The sequence below is a fragment of the Corynebacterium aurimucosum genome (assembly GCF_046895345.1).
In the GTDB taxonomy this organism is placed as follows: domain Bacteria; phylum Actinomycetota; class Actinomycetes; order Mycobacteriales; family Mycobacteriaceae; genus Corynebacterium; species Corynebacterium aurimucosum_G.
In genome coordinates, this window is the sequence record NZ_CP160096.1 from 336,811 (window position 1) to 354,429 (window position 17,619).

At 61.1% G+C, this 17,619-nt stretch carries 14 protein-coding genes, 1 tRNA gene, 1 other RNA gene and 1 pseudogene; 12 read left to right on the forward strand and 5 right to left on the reverse strand.

Going from position 1 to position 17,619, the window contains the following annotated elements; all coding sequences use genetic code 11:
• Positions 1-138: 138 nt before the first annotated feature.
• From ABZS45_RS01735 to ABZS45_RS01745, 3 genes and pseudogenes are all read left to right on the forward strand, one after another.
• Positions 139-576 (forward strand): DUF3052 domain-containing protein, encoded by a 438-nt coding sequence (locus ABZS45_RS01735; RefSeq protein WP_412100403.1) that lies wholly within the window; start codon positions 139-141, stop codon positions 574-576.
• Positions 577-689: 113 nt separating this feature from the next.
• Positions 690-765: transfer RNA gene (locus ABZS45_RS01740), tRNA-Val, on the forward strand.
• 92 nt (positions 766-857) lie between these two features.
• Positions 858-1,103 (forward strand): annotated as a pseudogene (locus tag ABZS45_RS01745) (DUF2599 domain-containing protein); the annotation flags it as partial.
• Positions 1,104-1,627: 524 nt separating this feature from the next.
• Here the strand turns inward: ABZS45_RS01745 and ABZS45_RS01750 are convergent.
• Positions 1,628-2,578 carry an SURF1 family protein gene (locus tag ABZS45_RS01750; protein WP_412100404.1) on the reverse strand — a complete coding sequence of 317 codons (951 nt, stop codon included), beginning with the start codon at positions 2,576-2,578 and terminating at the stop codon, positions 1,628-1,630.
• 31 nt (positions 2,579-2,609) lie between these two features.
• Complete coding sequence (locus ABZS45_RS01755; RefSeq protein WP_070447480.1) at positions 2,610-3,101, reverse strand: low molecular weight protein-tyrosine-phosphatase; 492 nt, start codon at positions 3,099-3,101, stop codon at positions 2,610-2,612.
• Between the two features lie 103 nt (positions 3,102-3,204).
• Between ABZS45_RS01755 and ABZS45_RS01760 the strand changes: the two genes are divergently transcribed.
• The 5 genes from ABZS45_RS01760 (at position 3,205) to ABZS45_RS01780 (ending at position 7,840) form a co-directional block, all read left to right on the forward strand.
• Positions 3,205-4,053: a Nif3-like dinuclear metal center hexameric protein gene (locus tag ABZS45_RS01760; protein ID WP_412100406.1), complete on the forward strand. Its 849-nt coding sequence runs from the start codon at positions 3,205-3,207 to the stop codon at positions 4,051-4,053.
• Positions 4,054-4,770 (forward strand): zinc ribbon domain-containing protein, encoded by a 717-nt coding sequence (locus ABZS45_RS01765; protein ID WP_412100408.1) that lies wholly within the window; start codon positions 4,054-4,056, stop codon positions 4,768-4,770.
• The gene (locus tag ABZS45_RS01770) at positions 4,767-5,951 is read left to right on the forward strand and encodes a bifunctional RNase H/acid phosphatase (protein ID WP_412100410.1); all 1,185 of its coding nucleotides are present in this window, start codon (positions 4,767-4,769) and stop codon (positions 5,949-5,951) included. Before ABZS45_RS01765 ends, ABZS45_RS01770 begins: the two co-directional genes overlap by 4 nt.
• Positions 5,952-5,966: 15 nt before the next feature.
• An RNA gene (gene rnpB / locus ABZS45_RS01775) (RNase P RNA component class A) lies at positions 5,967-6,399 on the forward strand.
• Between the two features lie 37 nt (positions 6,400-6,436).
• Positions 6,437-7,840, forward strand: a complete 1,404-nt coding sequence (locus tag ABZS45_RS01780) for an RNB domain-containing ribonuclease (RefSeq protein WP_412100412.1) — start codon at positions 6,437-6,439, stop codon at positions 7,838-7,840.
• On the opposite strand, the gene ABZS45_RS01785 is transcribed toward ABZS45_RS01780, so the two are convergent.
• Entirely contained in the window at positions 7,837-9,108 is a 1,272-nt protein-coding gene (locus ABZS45_RS01785; RefSeq protein ID WP_412100413.1) for a galactokinase family protein, read from the reverse strand. The genes ABZS45_RS01780 and ABZS45_RS01785 overlap by 4 nt on opposite strands.
• A 147-nt stretch (positions 9,109-9,255) precedes the next feature.
• Here ABZS45_RS01785 and ABZS45_RS01790 point away from each other — a divergent pair, with 147 nt between their 5' ends.
• Entirely contained in the window at positions 9,256-9,444 is a 189-nt protein-coding gene (locus ABZS45_RS01790; protein WP_412100415.1) for a hypothetical protein, read from the forward strand.
• Between the two features lie 158 nt (positions 9,445-9,602).
• Here the strand turns inward: ABZS45_RS01790 and ABZS45_RS01795 are convergent, their stop codons facing one another.
• Together ABZS45_RS01795 and ABZS45_RS01800 are read right to left on the reverse strand one after the other, a co-directional pair.
• A complete protein-coding gene (locus ABZS45_RS01795) occupies positions 9,603-11,330 on the reverse strand; it encodes a CHAD domain-containing protein (protein ID WP_412100416.1) in 1,728 nt (575 codons plus the stop codon).
• Positions 11,331-11,439: 109 nt separating this feature from the next.
• Positions 11,440-12,516 (reverse strand): DUF2786 domain-containing protein, encoded by a 1,077-nt coding sequence (locus ABZS45_RS01800; protein WP_412100418.1) that lies wholly within the window; start codon positions 12,514-12,516, stop codon positions 11,440-11,442.
• Positions 12,517-12,714: 198 nt separating this feature from the next.
• Between ABZS45_RS01800 and ABZS45_RS01805 the strand changes: the two genes are divergently transcribed.
• From ABZS45_RS01805 to ABZS45_RS01815, 3 genes are all read left to right on the forward strand, one after another.
• On the forward strand, positions 12,715-14,052 hold the full coding sequence (locus ABZS45_RS01805; RefSeq protein ID WP_395419857.1) for a glutamine synthetase family protein: 1,338 nt from the start codon (positions 12,715-12,717) through the stop codon (positions 14,050-14,052).
• Between the two features lie 7 nt (positions 14,053-14,059).
• Positions 14,060-17,119 (forward strand): bifunctional [glutamine synthetase] adenylyltransferase/[glutamine synthetase]-adenylyl-L-tyrosine phosphorylase, encoded by a 3,060-nt coding sequence (locus ABZS45_RS01810; RefSeq protein ID WP_412100420.1) that lies wholly within the window; start codon positions 14,060-14,062, stop codon positions 17,117-17,119.
• 154 nt (positions 17,120-17,273) lie between these two features.
• Positions 17,274-17,591, forward strand: coding sequence for a hypothetical protein (locus ABZS45_RS01815; RefSeq protein WP_412100421.1), 318 nt, complete (start codon positions 17,274-17,276; stop codon positions 17,589-17,591).
• Positions 17,592-17,619 lie beyond the last annotated feature (28 nt).

Sequence of the window (17,619 nt, forward strand, 5' to 3'; positions counted from 1 at the left end):
CTAGGATACGCGCCTCGTTCACGGTGGGGCACTCGGAGGCCCCCACGGGTGGTTTTATGAGGGAAAATGTCCACCTTGGGGCAAGAATGGGGGAGGTTTGACGCGAAAAAGTGCACCGTAGACGTTAAAATACTCTGCATGACATCAACTACTTCATCGGAAGGAACTCAGCGAGTGACGGGATTTGCAGCCAAGCTCGGCATTGAGGAGGGCCAGATTGCCCTGGAACTTGGCTGGGATGAGGACTGTGACTCCACGATTTCTGAGTCCATCGAGGACGTGTTGGGGGAGGACTTCCTCGAAGAGGAGACCGACGAGCTGTGTGACCTCGTGCTGCTGTGGTGGCGCGCGGAGGACGGCGACTTGGTCGATGGGCTGGTAGACGCCAGCCGTCCCCTGGGTGATTCCGGCCGCATCTGGCTTTTGACCCCGGGTGCAGGAAAGCCGGGCAACCTGGAGCCGGGTGAGATCTCCGAATCCGCACAGCTGGCCGGCCTCGTACAGACCAAGGCCGAGCGCCTCGGCGACTGGCAGGGCTCCTGCCTCGTTGCACGTGGCTACACCAAAAAGCCCTAAGAAATAGTCGCAGGATATGCCTGCTCACGCGGCATCCGCAGCGGTGAATCGCACCCCGATTTGTTGCTGCGGCTGCCCATGGGCTAATCTTGTTCGAGCACACCAAGTGCACTGCGGCTTTAGCTCAGCTGGAAGAGCAACTGGTTTACACCCAGTAGGTCGGGGGTTCGATCCCCTCAGGCCGCACCAAATGAAACCCCTTTCCATTAAATGCGGAGAGGGGTTTCGTCGTGCTCGGAGGGCGGGTGCTCTAAGGCGAAGGACAGCCCGAAGGTACGCGATACATGGTCTTTCCTATGGTCTTGGGAAGGGCAATGCAGTCACCAATCCCTGAAACTGCAGGTTGGAATGAAGCAAAATCCAAGGGGGTTGCGGATACCGGAAGCCTCCACAACCAGTTTGTGTGTCACCCGCTATCTCAAGTCGCCCGAGTTAAGCCTAGTTGGAACTTGGAGGATTGGCGCCCTGATGTTGGACTTCCTAGAGCAATAGCCGAACGATGTAATCTGGGTGGGGGAGACGACTAACCACACAACCCGCGCTAAAACAGCAAACATGTATTGGGGAGGATGGCATTGATGCGTAAACAGAAAAGCGCAGCCTACTGGTGGAGCGTTACTGTCGTTGTAGTGCTGTTCATCGCAACGCTTGTAATCAATTATCTAGCAGGACTAAGTGCTGATGAATCTTACTTTGGAGCACATTGGTGGCATCGTCTGGCGTGGGTTACACCACTGTTGTTCTTGGCTTCTTTGATTTGGGCCTGGTTCGAGCACAGGAAGGTGCATCGGTATCCGCATTGACTCATATTTAGTAGCGCCGGGCGTGAATGAGAAGGAAGCCTTTGCGCTTGGGCGAAAGATGCTTTTGCTCTGGTGGGGAGTGTCGATCCTGCTTTAGTCAATTGGATTACCGGGACTAGCACTGTTAGTGCGGTGTATAACAGGCGTCCGGAATATGAACAGGTCAACAGGTACGTTTGTCCTGTTGACCTGTTCAGCTCATGACAAGGGGCCTTGTCCTTGCCTTCTCTGCGTTTTAAGGGCCGAGGCTAGAAGCGTTCGTGGCCGCGCTCGCGGATTTTCTCGTAGAAGTCCGGCTTAGAGCCGCCGTACCGCGAGCGGGTGCGCCGCGAGGAGGCCGGAGCAGCTTCGGTGGAGGGCGCTGTGGTGTCAGGCTCGTTCTGCTGTGGTGCGGAGGACTGCGAAGGGGCAGTTTCGTCGGTGGTGGGGCCATCGACGGCAGCGGCAGCCGCCGCAAGTGCAGCTTCCTCTCCGCGGGCGCGGCGGCGTTCCCTAATTTCAGACCAGACGAAATATGCGAAGCCCAACGGCGCCATGATGCCGAAGGCAATCCATTGGTAGCCGTAGGAGAGGTGGTTGCCGCGGTCCAATTTCGGCACCGGTAGTGCATTCAGCTCACCTGGTTGCTCGGGGGAGAGTTGGAGGTAGTCGTGGGCGAGGGGGACGTCGACAAGCTCTGCTATCTGCTCCGTATTGATGGAGTAGACCTGTGTGTATCCCTGCTCCTCAATGGGGGCGGAGGAGTGCTCGCGCTCGTTATAGCGCGCCATGCCCACGATGGTCACCTTGTCCGTGGGGGCCGGATCGATGTGGGGCACGGAATTGCCCTCATCCGTAGGCACCCAGCCGCGGTTGACCAAGAAGGTCTCGCCGGATTCGGTTTCAAAGGGGACCAGTGACTGGAAGCCCGGAGCGGACTCCACTGGGCGCAAGCGCAGGAGAACCTCATCCTCCGGGAGGTAGTGGCCAGTTAGCTCCGCGCGTTCCCACTCCTTGTGCAAGGAACCATCCGCCGAAAAGACCTCGGTGACTGGTTGGGGGTCGGCCTCATAGGCCTCCTCAATGAGGTGGTTGCGCTCCACAATCTGATCGTCCTTATTTAGCTGCCACGGTGCCAGCACCGTGAAAGACAAATAGGAAAAGGCGACGATGAAGATGAGAAAGAGCACCCACCCAGGCTTGAGGAATGTCTTGAGCATGATGATCAGTCTAGTAGCCGCAAAGAATTATCTAGCCGTGGTTCGTCTTAATCCACTCGAGTAGGCCGGGAACGGCGGCATCAATCTCCTCGCGGGTGCGGGCGAAATCCTCCTCCGTGCCGTAGAAAGGATCCTCTACGCTGGCGCCCTCCGGGGAATTCGGATCGAAGCTGCGCATGAGGCGCACCTTCTCCTGTGGGATGCCGCGGTCCAAGAGGGCGTCGCGGTGGCCGGTGTCCATGGCCACGAAGAGATCCGCGTCCATGTGCTCTTCGCCCAGCTGGGCAGCCTGGTGGCCGGCGCCATCGTGGCCGCCGCGGCGCAGCTCAGCAACGGCGCGCTCATCCGCGCCCTGGCCCACGTGCCAGCCGCCGAGGCCGCAGGAGTCCACGCGCGCGAGAAGATCGAGCATGTCGGTCTCCATTGCATCGCGGGTAATGATTTCCGCCATTGGTGAGCGGCAAATGTTGCCCGTGCACACGAAGACGATGTGGAGCTGGTTGTTGTTCTCCGGGGGCGTCATGCAAAGGCTCCTTAAGCTAGAGGGGTGCGCTGGCGAACGAAAGCTAGGATATAGCAGCGACGCGACTGACGTGAAACCTCAAGCCGTATAAGGAGCATAGGAGATGGCAGAACACACCACCGTTGGCGAAATCCGCCGCGTTATCCACGAAGCCTACCCGCCGCAGCTGGCCGAGCCCTGGGATGCCGTTGGCCTGGTATGCGGTGACCCCGCGGATGAGGTGAGCACCGTGGCTTTCGCTTTGGACTGCACCCAGGAGGTGGCAGACATAGCCGTGGAACTCGGCGCGCAGATGCTCGTGGTGCATCACCCGCTGCTTCTGCGTGGGGTGACCTCGGTGGCGGCGGATACCCCGAAGGGCAAGGTCATTCACACTCTCATCCGCAACGGCGTGGCCCTGTTGGCCGCGCACACCAACGCGGATAAAGCACGCCCGGGTGTCAACGACAAGCTGGCTGAGCTCGTCGGTATCAAGCCTGGCCGCCCCATCGTCCCAGTGGAGCCCTATGAGAATCTCGACGAGGCCTTGGGGCTAGGGCGCGTAGGCGAGCTGGAAGAGCCGATAACGCTGCGCGAATTCACTCAGCGCGTGGCCGATGCCCTCCCGGAAACCGAATGGGGAGTGCGCGCCGCTGGCGACCCGGAGCGCATGGTCAAGCGCGTGGCCGTCTCCAGCGGCTCGGGGGACTCTTTCCTGGACCAGGCGGCCGCGCTCGGAGTGGACGTCTACGTCACCTCCGATTTGCGCCACCACCCGGTGGATGAGCACCTGCGCGCCGCGCACCTGGCGGAGCCGGAGGGCCCAGCCGTGGTGGATACCGCTCACTGGGCCAGCGAGTTTCCCTGGACTGCCCAGGCGCGCGATATTGTGGAGGACGCATTGCGCGTGAACACCGAGATCATCGATGTCCGCACCGACCCATGGACGATTTCTGCGCATAAGGAGAACTAAATGAAACTGCCACAGGACCTGCAGAACATCCTGCTGGAGCTGGCCACCCTCGAGCGCTCCCAGGCGCACGGTGGAACTCCCACCATCCCGGAGCAAGAGGAATACGAGAAGGCTCAGGCCGCACACGCCCGGCTTGTCGACGCCTCCGGCTCCGCCCAGCTCGCCGTCGATGACATGGAGATGGAGATCCTGCGCATCCAGGCTGATGAGCGCAAGCTGCGCCAGCGCGAGCGCGATGACAAGGCACAGCTGGGCGCCGCGACCGACCCGGAGACCCGCAAGGACTTGGAGCACGATCTCTACGCGGCCAAGTCCCGTATCGCGGATCTCATGAGCGAGCTGCAGGAAGCCCACAACGAAATCCACGCACTGCGCGCCAACCTGGATGTCCACGGTGCGAAGGTCTCCGATTCTGAGCGCAAGCTCGAAGTACTCAAGCGCGCGGCCGAGGCCGCCCAGGAGGCTGCGGCGAACCGACCGGATCCACAGGTGCGCATCGGCGAGCTCCGCGAGCAGCTGCCCGCGGATGCCCTAGCGGAGTACGAAACCGTGCGCGAAGAAAACGGCGTGGGTGCGGCTGCCTTTACCGGTCGCGGCTGCGGCGGTTGCTTCATCGTGCTGCCACCTGCTGAGCAGAACGCGGTGCGCAACGCGGCGGCCGACGAGCTTCCGCAGTGCTCCGATTGCGGCTCCTACCTGGTGCGCCCAGCCTCATGAAGCTAGTCATCTTTGCTGATGGCGGCTCCCGCGGCAACCCCGGGATAGCCGGTTCTGGCACGGCGGTCTACAACGAGGACCGCTCGCAGCTGCTCAAGGAAATCGCCTACGTCGTGGGCCAGAAGTCCACCAATAACGTGGCCGAATACCACGGGCTGCTGCGTGGCCTTGAGGCCGCGGTGGAGCTGGGGGCCGACGAGGTGGAGTTCTATATGGACTCCAAGCTCGTGGTGGAGCAGATGAACGGGCGCTGGAAGATTAAGCACCCGGACATGCAGAAACTCGCTATCGAGGCCCGCCGCCTGCTCAACCAGATTCCTCGCTTCAACCTCGAGTGGGTACCCCGTGCCAAGAACTCGGTGGCCGATGAGCTTTCCAACGTCGCCATGGATGCCGCCGCGAAGGGCGAGCCCGTGGGCATCGTCGGAGGTACCTCCGACGACGCGGTCGCGTCCGACCCCGCCGCGCCCAGCACAGCCGCAGCGACTGGAGGCGGAGATGGGGCAGAGGGGGTGTCGCCAAGCACGGCGTCCTCAACCGCGGCCGACTGGCGCGCCGAGGCCGGCCCAGCCACCCGCTTCATCCTCCTGCGCCACGGTCAAACGGCGATGTCCGCCGCCAAGCAATACTCCGGGCGCGCAAACCCCGAGCTGACCGAGCTGGGCAAGAAGCAAGCGCTCGCCGCCGCCCAAGCCTTGGCCGATACCCACATCGATGCCGTGGTGTGCTCGCCGTTGCGCCGCTGCCAGCAGACGGCCGCGGCCGTAGTGGAGGGCCGGGATTTGCGCGTGGAAACTGTCGAGGAACTCATCGAGGTGGACTTCGGGCGCTGGGAAGGCAAGACCTTTGCCGAAGCCGACGCCGCCGACCCCGAGCTCCACGCGCGCTGGCTGAAGGATACGTCCGTGGCCTGCCCGGGCGGGGAGTCCCTGCGCGCCGTGCACCGCCGTGTCAGTGCTGCGCGCCGTAAGCTGCAGCAGCGCTACGCGGGGCAGACCGTTCTCGTGGTCTCCCACGTCAACCCCATCAAGTCCTTCGTTCGCCAGGCGCTTGATTCCGGACCGCAAACGCCCAACCACCTTTTCCTAGAGCTGGCTTCTGTGAGTGAGGTTGAATTCTTCGACGGCGGCAGCACCCTGCACCGTTTCAACGATGTGGGGCATCTGGGCGCGCTGCGATAAACTAACAGGCGCGAATGAGCCGACCGGGCAAACGCGTTCCGTCGAACCGGCCCCTTTTATGGGGCTAGGCGCGGGCCGAGGAAAGTCCGGACTCCACAGAGCACGGTGGTTGCTAACAGCAACCCGGGGTGACCCGCGGGAAAGTGCAACAGAAAGTAGACCGCCGCGCCCTTCGCTTCGCTCCGGCGCAGCGTGGGGTAAGCGGTAAGGGTGAAAGGGTGCGGTAAGAGCGCACCAGCACCGTCAGCGATGGCGGTGGCTGGGTAAACCCCACTGGGAGCAAGGCATCACGGCCCGCCACGTAGCGGGCCCGATCAGGCGTTAGTAGGTTGCTCGCCGAAGCCTGAAGGTAGCTGCTTGAGCCAACTGGTAACGGTTGGCCTGGATGGATGTTTGCCACCGCGCCGAGTGCGCGGCACAGAATCCGGCTTATAGGTTGGCTCATTCGCGCCCTACACTTTTATTTTTTGGAACAATGGGGCGGCATGAAACTGTATGCCGCGCCCTTGGACTTTCGGCCCATCGCTGAGGAGTTTTCTGTTCCGACCACCTTCCCAGAGGAGGTCACCGCCCAAGCCGCGTCCGCTCAGGACCGCTATGCCGAGCAGCGCCGCGACGCCCGGGAGATCCCGTTAGTGACCATCGACCCAGCCGGCTCCAAGGACCTGGACCAGGCCGTCTTCATCGAGGCGCGTGATGGCGGCTATCGCGTGCTCTATGCCATCGCCGATGTTGCCGCTTTCATTGAACCGGGCTCCGCGCTGGAGACCGAGTCCCTGAAGCGCGGCCAAACCATCTACCTGCCCGATGAACCGGCGCGGCTGCACCCGCCGGAGCTCTCCGAAGATAGGGCTTCGCTGCTTGCCGACGTCGACCGCCCCGCCGTCCTCTGGACCTTCGACCTCGACACTTCGGGTGAGGTGGAGGACTTCTCGGTGGAGCGCGCGCTCGTGCGCAGCCGCGCGCGGCTGGACTATGACCAGGTCCACGCAGCCTTGGAGAATGGTGCGCTGCATTCCTCAATCGCCTTGCTTCCGCAGGTGGGAAAATTGCGTCAGGCCTCCTCGCTGCGCCGCGAGGCTATCAACCTGCGCCTTCCCTCGCAGCGCGTATCAGAGAGCAGCGATGGGGAAAGGGGCCATTACGAGCTGGTGATGGATCCGCGCCATGAGGTGATGGACTATAACTCGGAGATTTCCTTGCTCACCGGAATGTGTGCGGGGCGGTTGATGGAAGAGCACGGAGTTGGTTTCCTGCGCACTCTATCGGCGGCCACCCCGGAGGCCGAGGCAACTTTTCGCTCGGAAGCGGAGGCGCTGGGCTTCGAGCTGGGGGAGCGCAGCATCTCGGAATTCCTCCACTCCGTGGATGCGGATTCACCGCGCGGGATGGCGGTGATGCGTGAGGCCCAGCGCCTGCTGCGGGGCGCTGATTACGTGTGGTTGGAGGATGGTGAGGCTGACGTGCACGCGGGAATCGGCGGCTACTATGCGCACGTGACCGCCCCGCTGCGGAGGCTTGTCGACCGCTTCGCCACTGAGGTCTGCTTGGCGCTCAGCGGTGGCTATGAGATCCCGCAGTGGGTGCGCGAGCGCGCCGGGGATGTCATGTCCACGATGCGCTCAACATCGCAGTTGGCCTCCCAAGTAGATAAGGCGTGCTTGAACCTCACGGAGGCGACTGTCCTGGCGCCGTGGGTTGGCACCAACTTCGAAGCCGTCGTGGTTGATGGTGGGCTAAAGCGCGAGAAAGCACGGCTCTTCGTGCTGGACCCTCCGGTGATTGGGCAGGCCGTAGGCCACCCAGAGACCGGCAAGGAGACGATGGTGTCCTTGGTGAAGGCCGACGTGGCGGAGCGCGATGTGCTCTTTGCCTGGCCGGCCGATTAGCCCTCGGTGATTGCCGGGCTTCCGGCGGTAAGCGGAATGACCAGCAGGCCGTCCTCGGCCAAGTCGGCCGCGAAGTTTGCGGCCTTAGCACTCGGCACGTAGGCGATGACGGCGGAGGATGTGCCAGCGTGGGCCGACCGTGCGGCGACGGCACCGCGGGTGGTGGCCAGCTGCGCGAGTTTTTCTGCGGAGTTGAAACCATAGACGGTGGCTAATGCTGACTGCGACTGTGTGAGCAGCGGGAAGAGCTCAGTGCCGCGGCGAGAGCGCAAAGCGCGGGCAGTGCCTTCGGCGCGCTCAGTTTCCTCCGAGTAGAAAGTCAGCCATGCCGTGGCCTCGGCGATGGTCGGCTGGTTCTCGGTGCCGTGCACCTTGTGGACAGCGGCCAGCCACTCGAGGACGCGCTGGGGCGCATCCGGCAACAAGCGCAGCGACGGCGTGCCGAAGGCGCGGCAGGCGGCGTCGATGAATCGCTCGCGGGCGCGAATCTCCGTCACGGCCTCAGCGGAATCAGCGTCTCCGGGCACGGCCAAGGCGAAGGCTGCAATGTCCTTGTTGATCATGTGGGGCGCTTGGGTCACGGAGCCGTCGGCGTAATCGATGATGGTGATGGACTCACCTGCGCCGCGCAGGGCAGCGGAGTGGCGAGCGCGCAGCGCAGGGAACCGCGCGAAGGTGCCAACAGCTTGGGAACAGACCTCTGCGATACGGGCGCGCAGCGGGGCGTCATGCAGATCATCCGCGGTGCCGAGCAACGCTAAAGCGGTGGCGATGTCGATGGCTGCGGCGGCGCCGAGTCCAGTTGAATCGGGGATGTCGTTGACCACGGTGATATCGGCACCAGCGGTCTCGCGGGTAAGGAGCTGGCGGTTGATCATGGTGTAGATGATGCCGCCGAGGCGCGCCGCGATAGCACCTTCGGGTGCTGGGGGCTCGATGGGCTGGCCTTCAGAATCCACGCCGGGCTGCTGTTGTGCGGCGAGGGCAGAAACCTGTTCGAGGGAGATCTCGTCTTCAACGGTCTCGCCATTGGTGTGCTCGAGGTGAACCTTGACGAGTCCGTCGCTGCGGGGGCTGACAGCTGCTGCCGCGCGGATATCGGCAAGCCCCATGATGGCGATGCCGCCGTAGTGGTCGATGTGCTCGCCGATGAGTGCCCAGGTGGCAGGGGCGCTAGCAACATGAGCTGCATCAGTGCCCACGTTCTCGCGGTGTGCGGCGCGAACGCGGTCGACGGCCGAGGTCGAAGGGGCAGTCCACAGGGGCATCGGGAAGGTTCTCCTTTGCTGGTGGCGATATCCTGCATGGAAAGTAGCAGCAGGACTAAGTGACCTATCTATTCTAACGGGCGTGGTACTGAAGCGGTCTGTAGTGTGGGGTGCACTAAGTGAGAGTTTGAGAGAACGGAGAAAATTATGGCTGAGGCCGACAACAAGTGGTTCTACGACCCGTCCACCGGTCAGGTATCCCAGGGCAAGGTATCTGGTTGGGAGAACCGCATGGGACCTTATGATTCCCGCGAGGAGGCTGAGCGTGCCATTGAAATCGCACAAGCACGCACTGCTGCGGCTGATGCGGAGGACGCCGCTGAGGACGACTACTAAGCGCCGCGCCGCTAAGCACTAAAAGCGAGTATTAACAAGGCCTATTTAGAACCTCGCTTAGAAAATACGGCCCACACCACCGCATATGTCTAAAGGTGTGGGTCGCTTCTGATCGTTGCCCTGCAGCACAGGAAAGCTAGCGGAGGGAAGCTAGCCGGCTAGCGCAGTTTCTTCCGCAGTGGCTTGAAGGCAGACTTGATGGCCTTGAAGCTATCCGAGTAGGCGTTGAGTGCTTTCAATCCGATGATGCGCTCACGCTGGTAGAGAAGGCCGTAACCAAAGGTGTCCTCACCACGACGGCGTGCGCTTTCTGCCAATTCGAGCAGCTTATCGCGGGATGTTACCGAATCCTGGAAGTCTCCCAAGACAGATTGCATCTGCTTGCAAGCCTTGTAGAGGTTCTTCGTCTTCAGATTAGTGGCGGATCCAGCAGCTTCCGCGGCATAGCGCAACTTTTTCGCTGCCTTGCGCATATCGTGGAAGTACTCCTCACGCTCATGCAGCGTCAGCTCGGTGTTATCCCAGTTGGAGACGGCTTTCTTGTGGCGTTTGACCAGCTTGTCATAAGCCTGCTTGAGGTGCAGGGCCATCACCGCGTCGAGATCGTGCGGCTCGGCTTCCTCATCAGACTTGGGGTGCTTCGGCTCGTGGTCTTGTGCTGCTTCTTGTTCCTGAGCGGAATCAGTGGATGCCGACTCGGCGCTTTCAGAGTCTTCCGCTCCGCTATCCGCGGATGAGCTGTCTGAGTCAGCGGAGGTGTCTTCCCCGGCAACCGGCGGGTTGGCAAGGAAAGCATCCAGTGCATCGAGTAGAGCCAGGTACTGGTCAGAATCGAGCGCGGCGATGACCCGGCGATGCGCACGGCGGTAGGCGCGGCCCATGTCATGCGCAATGTGCTCGCGGGTAGCTTCATCGAGAACATCAGAGTCCTCGGATGCGAGGAGATTCTGCCAGCGCTCTTCCACAACCTCGGCATCACGGGCGACGCCCAGCATGGCCGCAAGTTCTTTTAGATCTGATTCAATGCGCTCGATTTCGGGGCCCACCACAATGCCGTGGAAGGTCTGCAAGTGGCTGCGCAATTCACGGGTAGCCACACGCATTTGGTGCACCGAATCCCACTCATCCCGGCGAACGCGCGGATCGAACTCGATGAGCTTGTCCCGATTAGCCTTCAGCGCCTCCACGACTGCCGCCGCGGGGGAGCCCGGCTCCACAGTGGACGCGGCGAGGGCCGGAGGCAGCTCGACATTGTTGATGGAGTCTCCCAATGCAGACTTCAGCTTGGACGGCGAGGAGGAAACCCGAGCTCCAGAACCGATCAATAGGGAAGTGGCGTGCCGCAGCAGTTTGCTGCCCGCTTTGCTTCCTGGCAGGTCCCCGGCGAGCTCTACCTCCCACTCGCGCCATGTGCTCTGGGAACCACCCGGCAGGAAGGAGAACGCGGTGACATGGTCATCGCAGAACTCAGCAACTGGCTGCTCGTCTGCGTCAACGAGGAGCAACTCGGTGCGGTTGTTATCCACCTGAGCGATCGGCTCAAGAGGCTGGTTGCGCACTACCGATCGGACCTGGTGGAGCAACTCGTCCGGAACCTCGTATTTGCCGTCGATGGGCTCTCCAAGTTCCGCGCGGATCTCAGTGCGACCTTCCGCACCGGGAATCTTGATGTGCCAGCCATCATCATTTCCGCCGGTGCGACGTCGCAGCGTGATCTTCGCGTGGGTAAGGCGGAGATCCTCGGTGTCGTAGTAAATCGCGGACAAGGAGTGGTGGCGGGTTTCTGCAACACGGGAAACCTCATCGAGGTGGGTGAGATCCGGCATTGGGGTGGTCTCATCCACGGCGAACTTGGCTTCGATTTCAAGGAACGTCTTTGGAGACATGTACACACCTTCGTCGGGGAGCGAATTGATAAACAGGAGGCATCAAACCTCGGTACCGCCTTCTAGGTTACCTGGCTAGTAGCGCAAATGTGCCTGCCATTAATCGTCCTTAGCGGGTGAGTTGGCGGCGTCCGTTAAGCCCCGAGGAATCGCCTCCCAAGTGGGATTTTTCTGCAGCCGATGCGCCAGCGGATACTCCTGCGTGGCTTCTCACCGCCAGGGACACGGTGCGCGCATTGGGGAAGATTCGATCAGTCACTGCTTCGGCGTTGCGGCGGCGTTCTTCGACTGCCGATAGCGATTGCTGAGCCAGGGTGATTTCGTCTTGCCGAGTGCTGGGGCCGTTTGATGCCGAACCTTCCTCTTCTGCATCGTGGGAGCCTAGTGTCGTGTTGGCTTCCTCAAGCAGCTCGCCGATGCGGGTGGCATAAGACAGGATGAAGCTTCGGCGAAAGGACGCCACATTGCCAAGTTGACGCGCACTCTTGGCGTGCTCGCCGTGGTGCATATGCCATTCACATTGCCGTAGAAGTGAGGCGAAAAGATCAGTGACGTGGTGAACGTCCTCTTCAGCGCCTATGACGGTGACAATCCCTTTGGGATGCAGCCGGAGGGCGGTACATCCGTTCCGATCCGCAATGACGCTGAGCAGAGTGGTTTTGTGGTTGATATAGGGAGCGCTGATATGGATGCGTGTGGATACCACTGTGTCCGCTGAATTGGTGAGTGTCCCCTCGAGGCGGTGCCGCTGTTGCAGGCTCTGCGCTTTGGCGATGAGCGCGCTGGCTTCTTCTTCGTAGGGAGTGGATTCTGCTTTTCGCAGAAGATGAGAGATTTTGTCGCGGATTCTATCCTCCTTGCTACCGCGGGATGTCCCAGAGTTCTTTCTTTGGGCTGCTAGCACATCAACGTCCCGAAGGGATGGCAGGAAAGTGATTGCTTCAATAAGTTGCATGAGGTCATCGGTAGACATGGTCATCGAGGCAGGCGGGGTGATGCTCAACCATTCCTTGCGCAGCGCAGTGGAACTAATCTGTCCGGGAACATGAGGGGCGGCGCGATAAATGAGTGGGTGGCAAAAACTACCCAGGACATGGAGCAGGTCTTTAGGCGACCATCCTTGCCGGGCTGCTTGGCTAATGAGCTCGATTCCTCGCTGGCTCAGGGTTGCGTGGTGTGTGTTCATGATTGTCCCTCATCCTTCTTTATGGGTACATCTGTTCGGTTGTGTGGCCATTCAAGCATGTGAAGCCGACAGGGGTCAGGGGAGTCGAAAAAATTTGCCCCCGAGATACTCTTGCCAACTGGGTTAATAAAAGTCGGTGCGGGGGCAAAAGAAGAAACTCTCTTCGTGGCTTCGGCGCGCGGCGGTAGGGTTTAAAGCATGAACAGCCAACACGAATTCGTCCTTCGTACAGTTGAAGAACGCGATATCCGCTTCATTCGTCTCTGGTTCACTGACATCTTGGGGGCGCTGAAATCGGTGGTAATGAGCCCCTCAGAGTTGGAATCCGCCTTCGAGGAAGGTGTTGGCTTCGACGGCTCTTCAGTGGAAGGGTTCTCCCGCATTTCGGAGGCCGACACCATCGCAATGCCGGACCCTTCAACCTTTCAGATCATGCCCTTTGACAAGGAAGAACCCGAGCTTCTCTCGGCGCGCATGTTCTGTGACATTACTCAGCCCGATGGGCAACCTTCGTTGGTGGACCCGCGCCACATCCTGCGCCGTCAGGTAACTGAGGCGGCTAATGAGGGATTCACGTGCAAGGCTTCTCCTGAGATTGAGTTTTATCTCCTTGAGGACGCGCGCGATATCAACAGGCTTGTTGCCACCGATAACGGCGGCTATTTCGACCAAGCCACGCATGATAACGCCCCGAGCTTCCGGCGCCGGTCAATGTACGCATTGGAATCAATGGGCATCGCCACGGAGTTCAGCCACCATGAGACCTCACCTGGCCAGCAGGAGATCGACCTCCGCCATGCTGACGTGTTGTCGATGGCGGACCACATCATGACCTTCCGCTACCTCATCAAAGAGGTTGCCTCCCAGCAAGGTGTGCATGCGACGTTCATGCCCAAGCCTTTCGAGGACCGCTCAGGCTCGGGCATGCATACTCACTTGAGCCTTTTTGAGGGAGATTCCAACGCCTTCCATGACCCCGATGATGAGATTTCTCTGTCCAGCACCGGGCGGCAGTTCATCGCCGGCATTCTTGAACACGCAGTGGAGATGACGGCGATCACCAACCAGTGGACCAACTCCTATAAGCGCTTGATGTTTGGCAGCGAGGCTCCCGGGTCAGTGACATGGGGAATCTCTAATCGTTCTGCGCTGGTGCGAGTTCCCACCTACCGCCTTTCCAAGGAAATGTCGCGCCGAGTTGAAATCCGCTCGCTGGATTCAGCGATGAACCCTTACCTGGGTTACGCGGTGCTCCTTGCCGCTGGTTTGCGCGGAATCAGAGAAGGCTATGAGCTAGGGGATCCGGCCGAGGATGACGTCCACCAGCTGACCCGCCGCGAGCGCCGTGCGATGGGGTACAAGGATCTGCCGAGCAGCCTGGACCAAGCTCTCCGTGAATTCGAGCGCTCCGAGTTTATGGCGGAGGTCCTCGGTGAACACGTCTTTGAGTACTTCCTGCGTTCAAAGTGGGATGAGTGGCACGAGTACCAGCAGCAGATCACTGCATTTGAATTGCGCAACAACCTGAATTTCTAGGAGAAGTATGCGTCCAGCATCAGTACCGTCCCCGGCTACGCTCGGCCTGACCCGGCCAACTGCTGCGGAGGATCTATCCCGCCTCGGGTGGGATAATCCTGAGTCCCTAGAACTGTTGTGGACACTGGCCGGAGCAGGCGATCCCGATATGGCCCTCAACACGTTGATGAGGATCGTCGAGCGAGCGCCTGAGATTGGCCCGGCGATGCGCGAGGACGAAACATTCCGGGTGCGGCTCATCGCCCTGCTGGGTGGCTCCTCTGCATTCGGTGATCATCTCGCTGCAAACCCAGAAACCTGGCACGAGCTGCAGCGAGCGCTGCCGACTCCTACCGAAATGCTGCACACGCTGCTCACAGAGGTCGGGGCGGAACCTGCGACATACGTTGAGCAACCGGACCAGCCTGACCCCGCGAGCCCCGACCTGACCTCTCCCGGCACCTACCGGGCAGCACCGGGGGACCACAAAGCATCGCTCAAAGTGGCCTACCGAACGCTGATGATGCGCATTGCCGCCCATGACCTCGCAGGTACATTTCACTCGCGCAAGGGCCAGTCACGCCCCCAGCCGCGAGTTGGTTTCCGGGAGGTCACTAGGCTGACCACAGCCCTCGCAGATGCCGCCTTGACGGCAGCACTCGCCGGCGCGGTCCGGGTGGTGTATGGGGATGAAGCACTCGATGCGCAGCTGGCCGTCATCGCGATGGGCAAGTGCGGCGCGGGCGAATTAAACTACATCTCCGACGTGGACGTGATCTTCGTGGGTTCCGAGGCGACACCACGGATCACCCGCCTAGCGTCGGAGTTCAACCGGATTGGCTCGGCCTGCTTCTTCGAGGTTGACGCCAACCTGCGCCCGGAAGGTAAATCCGGCGCCTTGGTTCGAACGCTGGATTCACACGTGGCCTATTACAAGCGGTGGGCAGAAACCTGGGAGTTCCAAGCACTGCTGAAGGCACGGCCGCAAACCGGCTATCTACCCTTAGGCACGGACTACCTGGAACAGATCGGGCCGATGGTGTGGACGGCCTCGCAGCGGGAGTCCTTCGTGGAAGACGTTCAAGCTATGCGCCGCCGCGTGCTGGATAATGTCCCCGAAAAGATGCGCCTTCGAGAGCTCAAGCTGGGGGAGGGCGGCCTGCGTGACGTGGAGTTCGCCGTCCAGTTGCTGCAGTTGGTGCATGGACGCTCGGATGAATCGCTGCGCACGCTCGCCACGGTCGATGCGCTGGCAGCGCTCGTGCGCGCCGGGTATGTCGGGCGTGAAGACGGCACCCAGCTCATCGAGGCCTACGAGTTTCTGCGTTTGCTTGAGCACCGCCTCCAGCTGGAGCGTTTCCGCCGTACCCACACCTTGCCGGAGAAGGACGACAACAAGGCACTCACGTGGTTGGCCATCAATTCAGGCTTTCACCCACAGGGGCATCAGTCAGCAGCGGAGCAGATGAATACCCAGCTGCGGAAGATTCGCCTGCTTATCTCTGAGCTCCACTCGCGCTTGTTCTACCGCCCACTGCTCAATTCCGTGGCCTCGATGTCGGCGGATGAACTCAAGCTCTCCCGCGAAGCCGCGCTCTTGCAGCTGGCGGCACTGGGCTATCGCCATCCGGACCGAGCTTTTGAGCACCTCACCTCCCTCGCCGCGGGGCAATCGCGCAAGGCACGCATCCAGGCCATTCTGCTGCCGACGTTGATGGAGTGGCTCTCCAATACCGCTGACCCAGATATGGGCCTGCTGAATTACCGCAAGCTTTCTGAGGCAGCTTATGACCGGACGTGGTTCTTGCGCATGCTTCGTGACGAAGGCGTTGTCGGCCAACGCCTCATGAAGATTCTGGGCACCTCGCCCTTTACAGCGGAGCTTATTATTCGCGCCCCAGACGTCGTCAAGCAGCTCTCCGATGGCGCGGCAGGGCCCAAGCTGTTGGAAACCAAGCCCGAGCAAGTGTCTTCCGCCTTGATTAATTCCACCAAGCGCCACGCGGACCCAGACAAGGCAGTATCGGTTGCCAGATCCCTTCGCCGCGCAGAGCTGGCGCGGATTGCCGCTGCTGATTTATTGGGCTTCTTGCCGGTTCAACAAGTGTGTTTTGAACTGTCCACCATCTGGAATGCTGTGTTGGAAGCCGCGCTGCGCGCCGAGGTCAGGGCTTGGAGGCTGAGCCACGATGATGCCGAACCACCAGCCCGCATCGCCGTTATTGGCATGGGGCGGCTCGGTGGCATGGAGCTCGGCTTTGGTTCAGATGCCGATGTCATCGTGGTGGCGGAGCCAACAGGAAATAATGCCGAAGAAGAAGCTCTGCCATGGGCCATCGGCATCATTGAGAAACTGCGCCGCCGTCTGGCAAAGCCTTCCGGGGATCCGCCCTTGGATGTGGACTTGGGCCTGCGGCCAGAGGGGCGATCGGGAGCGGTCGTGCGCTCGATCGAATCCTATGAGCGCTATTACTCGCAGTGGGGCGAGCCTTGGGAGATGCAGGCTTTGCTCCGCGCGGCCTTCGTGGCGGGAGATGAGGAAGTCGGTTCACGTTTCCTCACCATGGTGGATGCCTTCCGCTATCCGCCGAAGGGCGTGAGTGAGAAGACGATTCGTGATATCCGCCGAATGAAGGCGCGCGTTGATAACGAACGCCTCCCGCGCGGCGCTGACCGCAATACCCACACCAAGCTGGGGCGCGGCGGGCTAACGGATATCGAATGGACTGTTCAGCTGCTCCAGATGATGCACGCCCACGAGGTTCCGGCGCTGCATGATCCGTCCACGCTGCGGGTGCTCGATGCCCTCGAGGACAATGAGGTTATCCCTGTCGAGCAAGTACAGGAATTGCGGGAGGCCTGGCTCTTAGCCACCGATGCCCGCAATGCGCTGGTGCTGGTGCGCGGCAAGCGCGTGGACCAACTTCCGGCACCGGGCCCGCAGCTGGCGCAGGTGGCCGGGGCAGCTGGGTGGGAGCCCGAGCACAATCAGCAATTCCTGGAGCATTACCTCAAGGTGACCAGGCACGCACGGAAGATAGTGGATGAGGTGTTCTGGGGTGAGGCAGAGTCCTTCGAGCATGACTAGCAGAAGGCGATTGCTTTGCCCCTGACCCGCACCCTGAGCTCACCCCGATCTTTCCCTGACTTTGGAGCAAGCCCCTGTTCTATCAGGTGATCTGCCGATAGCCTTAGGTGGCAGTGAACAGTCATTATCCCCGCGACGCACAAAGGAGCACACAATGAGCCTGAACCTGTCCCTCGACCTCAACGATGCCACTCTTGCTGATCTTGACGCCTTCCTCTCCGCTGCCCGCGCGGCTGGGTGTGACCCCGCCACCGCGTTGAGCGTGGAGGGAACGGTGATGCAGCTAGACGTCGCTAAGCCCCGCGTTGCCCCCACAGAGCCGAAGCCTGAGTCCCCGCGCCGCAACAGCCTGGATCGCTCCGTGGCGGAGTCCACTATTCGCTCCATTGTTGATGCGCTGTCCGAGCGCCTCGATTCGCCGCACCCGCCGCATGGAAATTCTTTTGGTACCTTTGGCCCCCGCGCGGATTAAGCCGCGAATGTGAGAGAAGTCTAAAATT

Coding starts and splice junctions, on each gene's coding strand:
- ABZS45_RS01815 (WP_412100421.1), top strand. CDS start 17,274: ATGAGCCTGAACCTGTCCCTCGACCTCAACGATGCCACTCTTGCTGAT.
- ABZS45_RS01790 (WP_412100415.1), top strand. CDS start 9,256: ATGGCTGAGGCCGACAACAAGTGGTTCTACGACCCGTCCACCGGTCAG.
- ABZS45_RS01785 (WP_412100413.1), bottom strand. CDS start 9,108: ATGCCCCTGTGGACTGCCCCTTCGACCTCGGCCGTCGACCGCGTTCGC.
- ABZS45_RS01765 (WP_412100408.1), top strand. CDS start 4,054: ATGAAACTGCCACAGGACCTGCAGAACATCCTGCTGGAGCTGGCCACC.
- ABZS45_RS01800 (WP_412100418.1), bottom strand. CDS start 12,516: ATGAACACACACCACGCAACCCTGAGCCAGCGAGGAATCGAGCTCATT.
- ABZS45_RS01810 (WP_412100420.1), top strand. CDS start 14,060: ATGCGTCCAGCATCAGTACCGTCCCCGGCTACGCTCGGCCTGACCCGG.
- ABZS45_RS01770 (WP_412100410.1), top strand. CDS start 4,767: ATGAAGCTAGTCATCTTTGCTGATGGCGGCTCCCGCGGCAACCCCGGG.
- ABZS45_RS01780 (WP_412100412.1), top strand. CDS start 6,437: ATGAAACTGTATGCCGCGCCCTTGGACTTTCGGCCCATCGCTGAGGAG.
- ABZS45_RS01805 (WP_395419857.1), top strand. CDS start 12,715: ATGAACAGCCAACACGAATTCGTCCTTCGTACAGTTGAAGAACGCGAT.
- ABZS45_RS01755 (WP_070447480.1), bottom strand. CDS start 3,101: ATGACGCCCCCGGAGAACAACAACCAGCTCCACATCGTCTTCGTGTGC.
- ABZS45_RS01760 (WP_412100406.1), top strand. CDS start 3,205: ATGGCAGAACACACCACCGTTGGCGAAATCCGCCGCGTTATCCACGAA.
- ABZS45_RS01735 (WP_412100403.1), top strand. CDS start 139: ATGACATCAACTACTTCATCGGAAGGAACTCAGCGAGTGACGGGATTT.
- ABZS45_RS01795 (WP_412100416.1), bottom strand. CDS start 11,330: ATGTCTCCAAAGACGTTCCTTGAAATCGAAGCCAAGTTCGCCGTGGAT.
- ABZS45_RS01750 (WP_412100404.1), bottom strand. CDS start 2,578: ATGCTCAAGACATTCCTCAAGCCTGGGTGGGTGCTCTTTCTCATCTTC.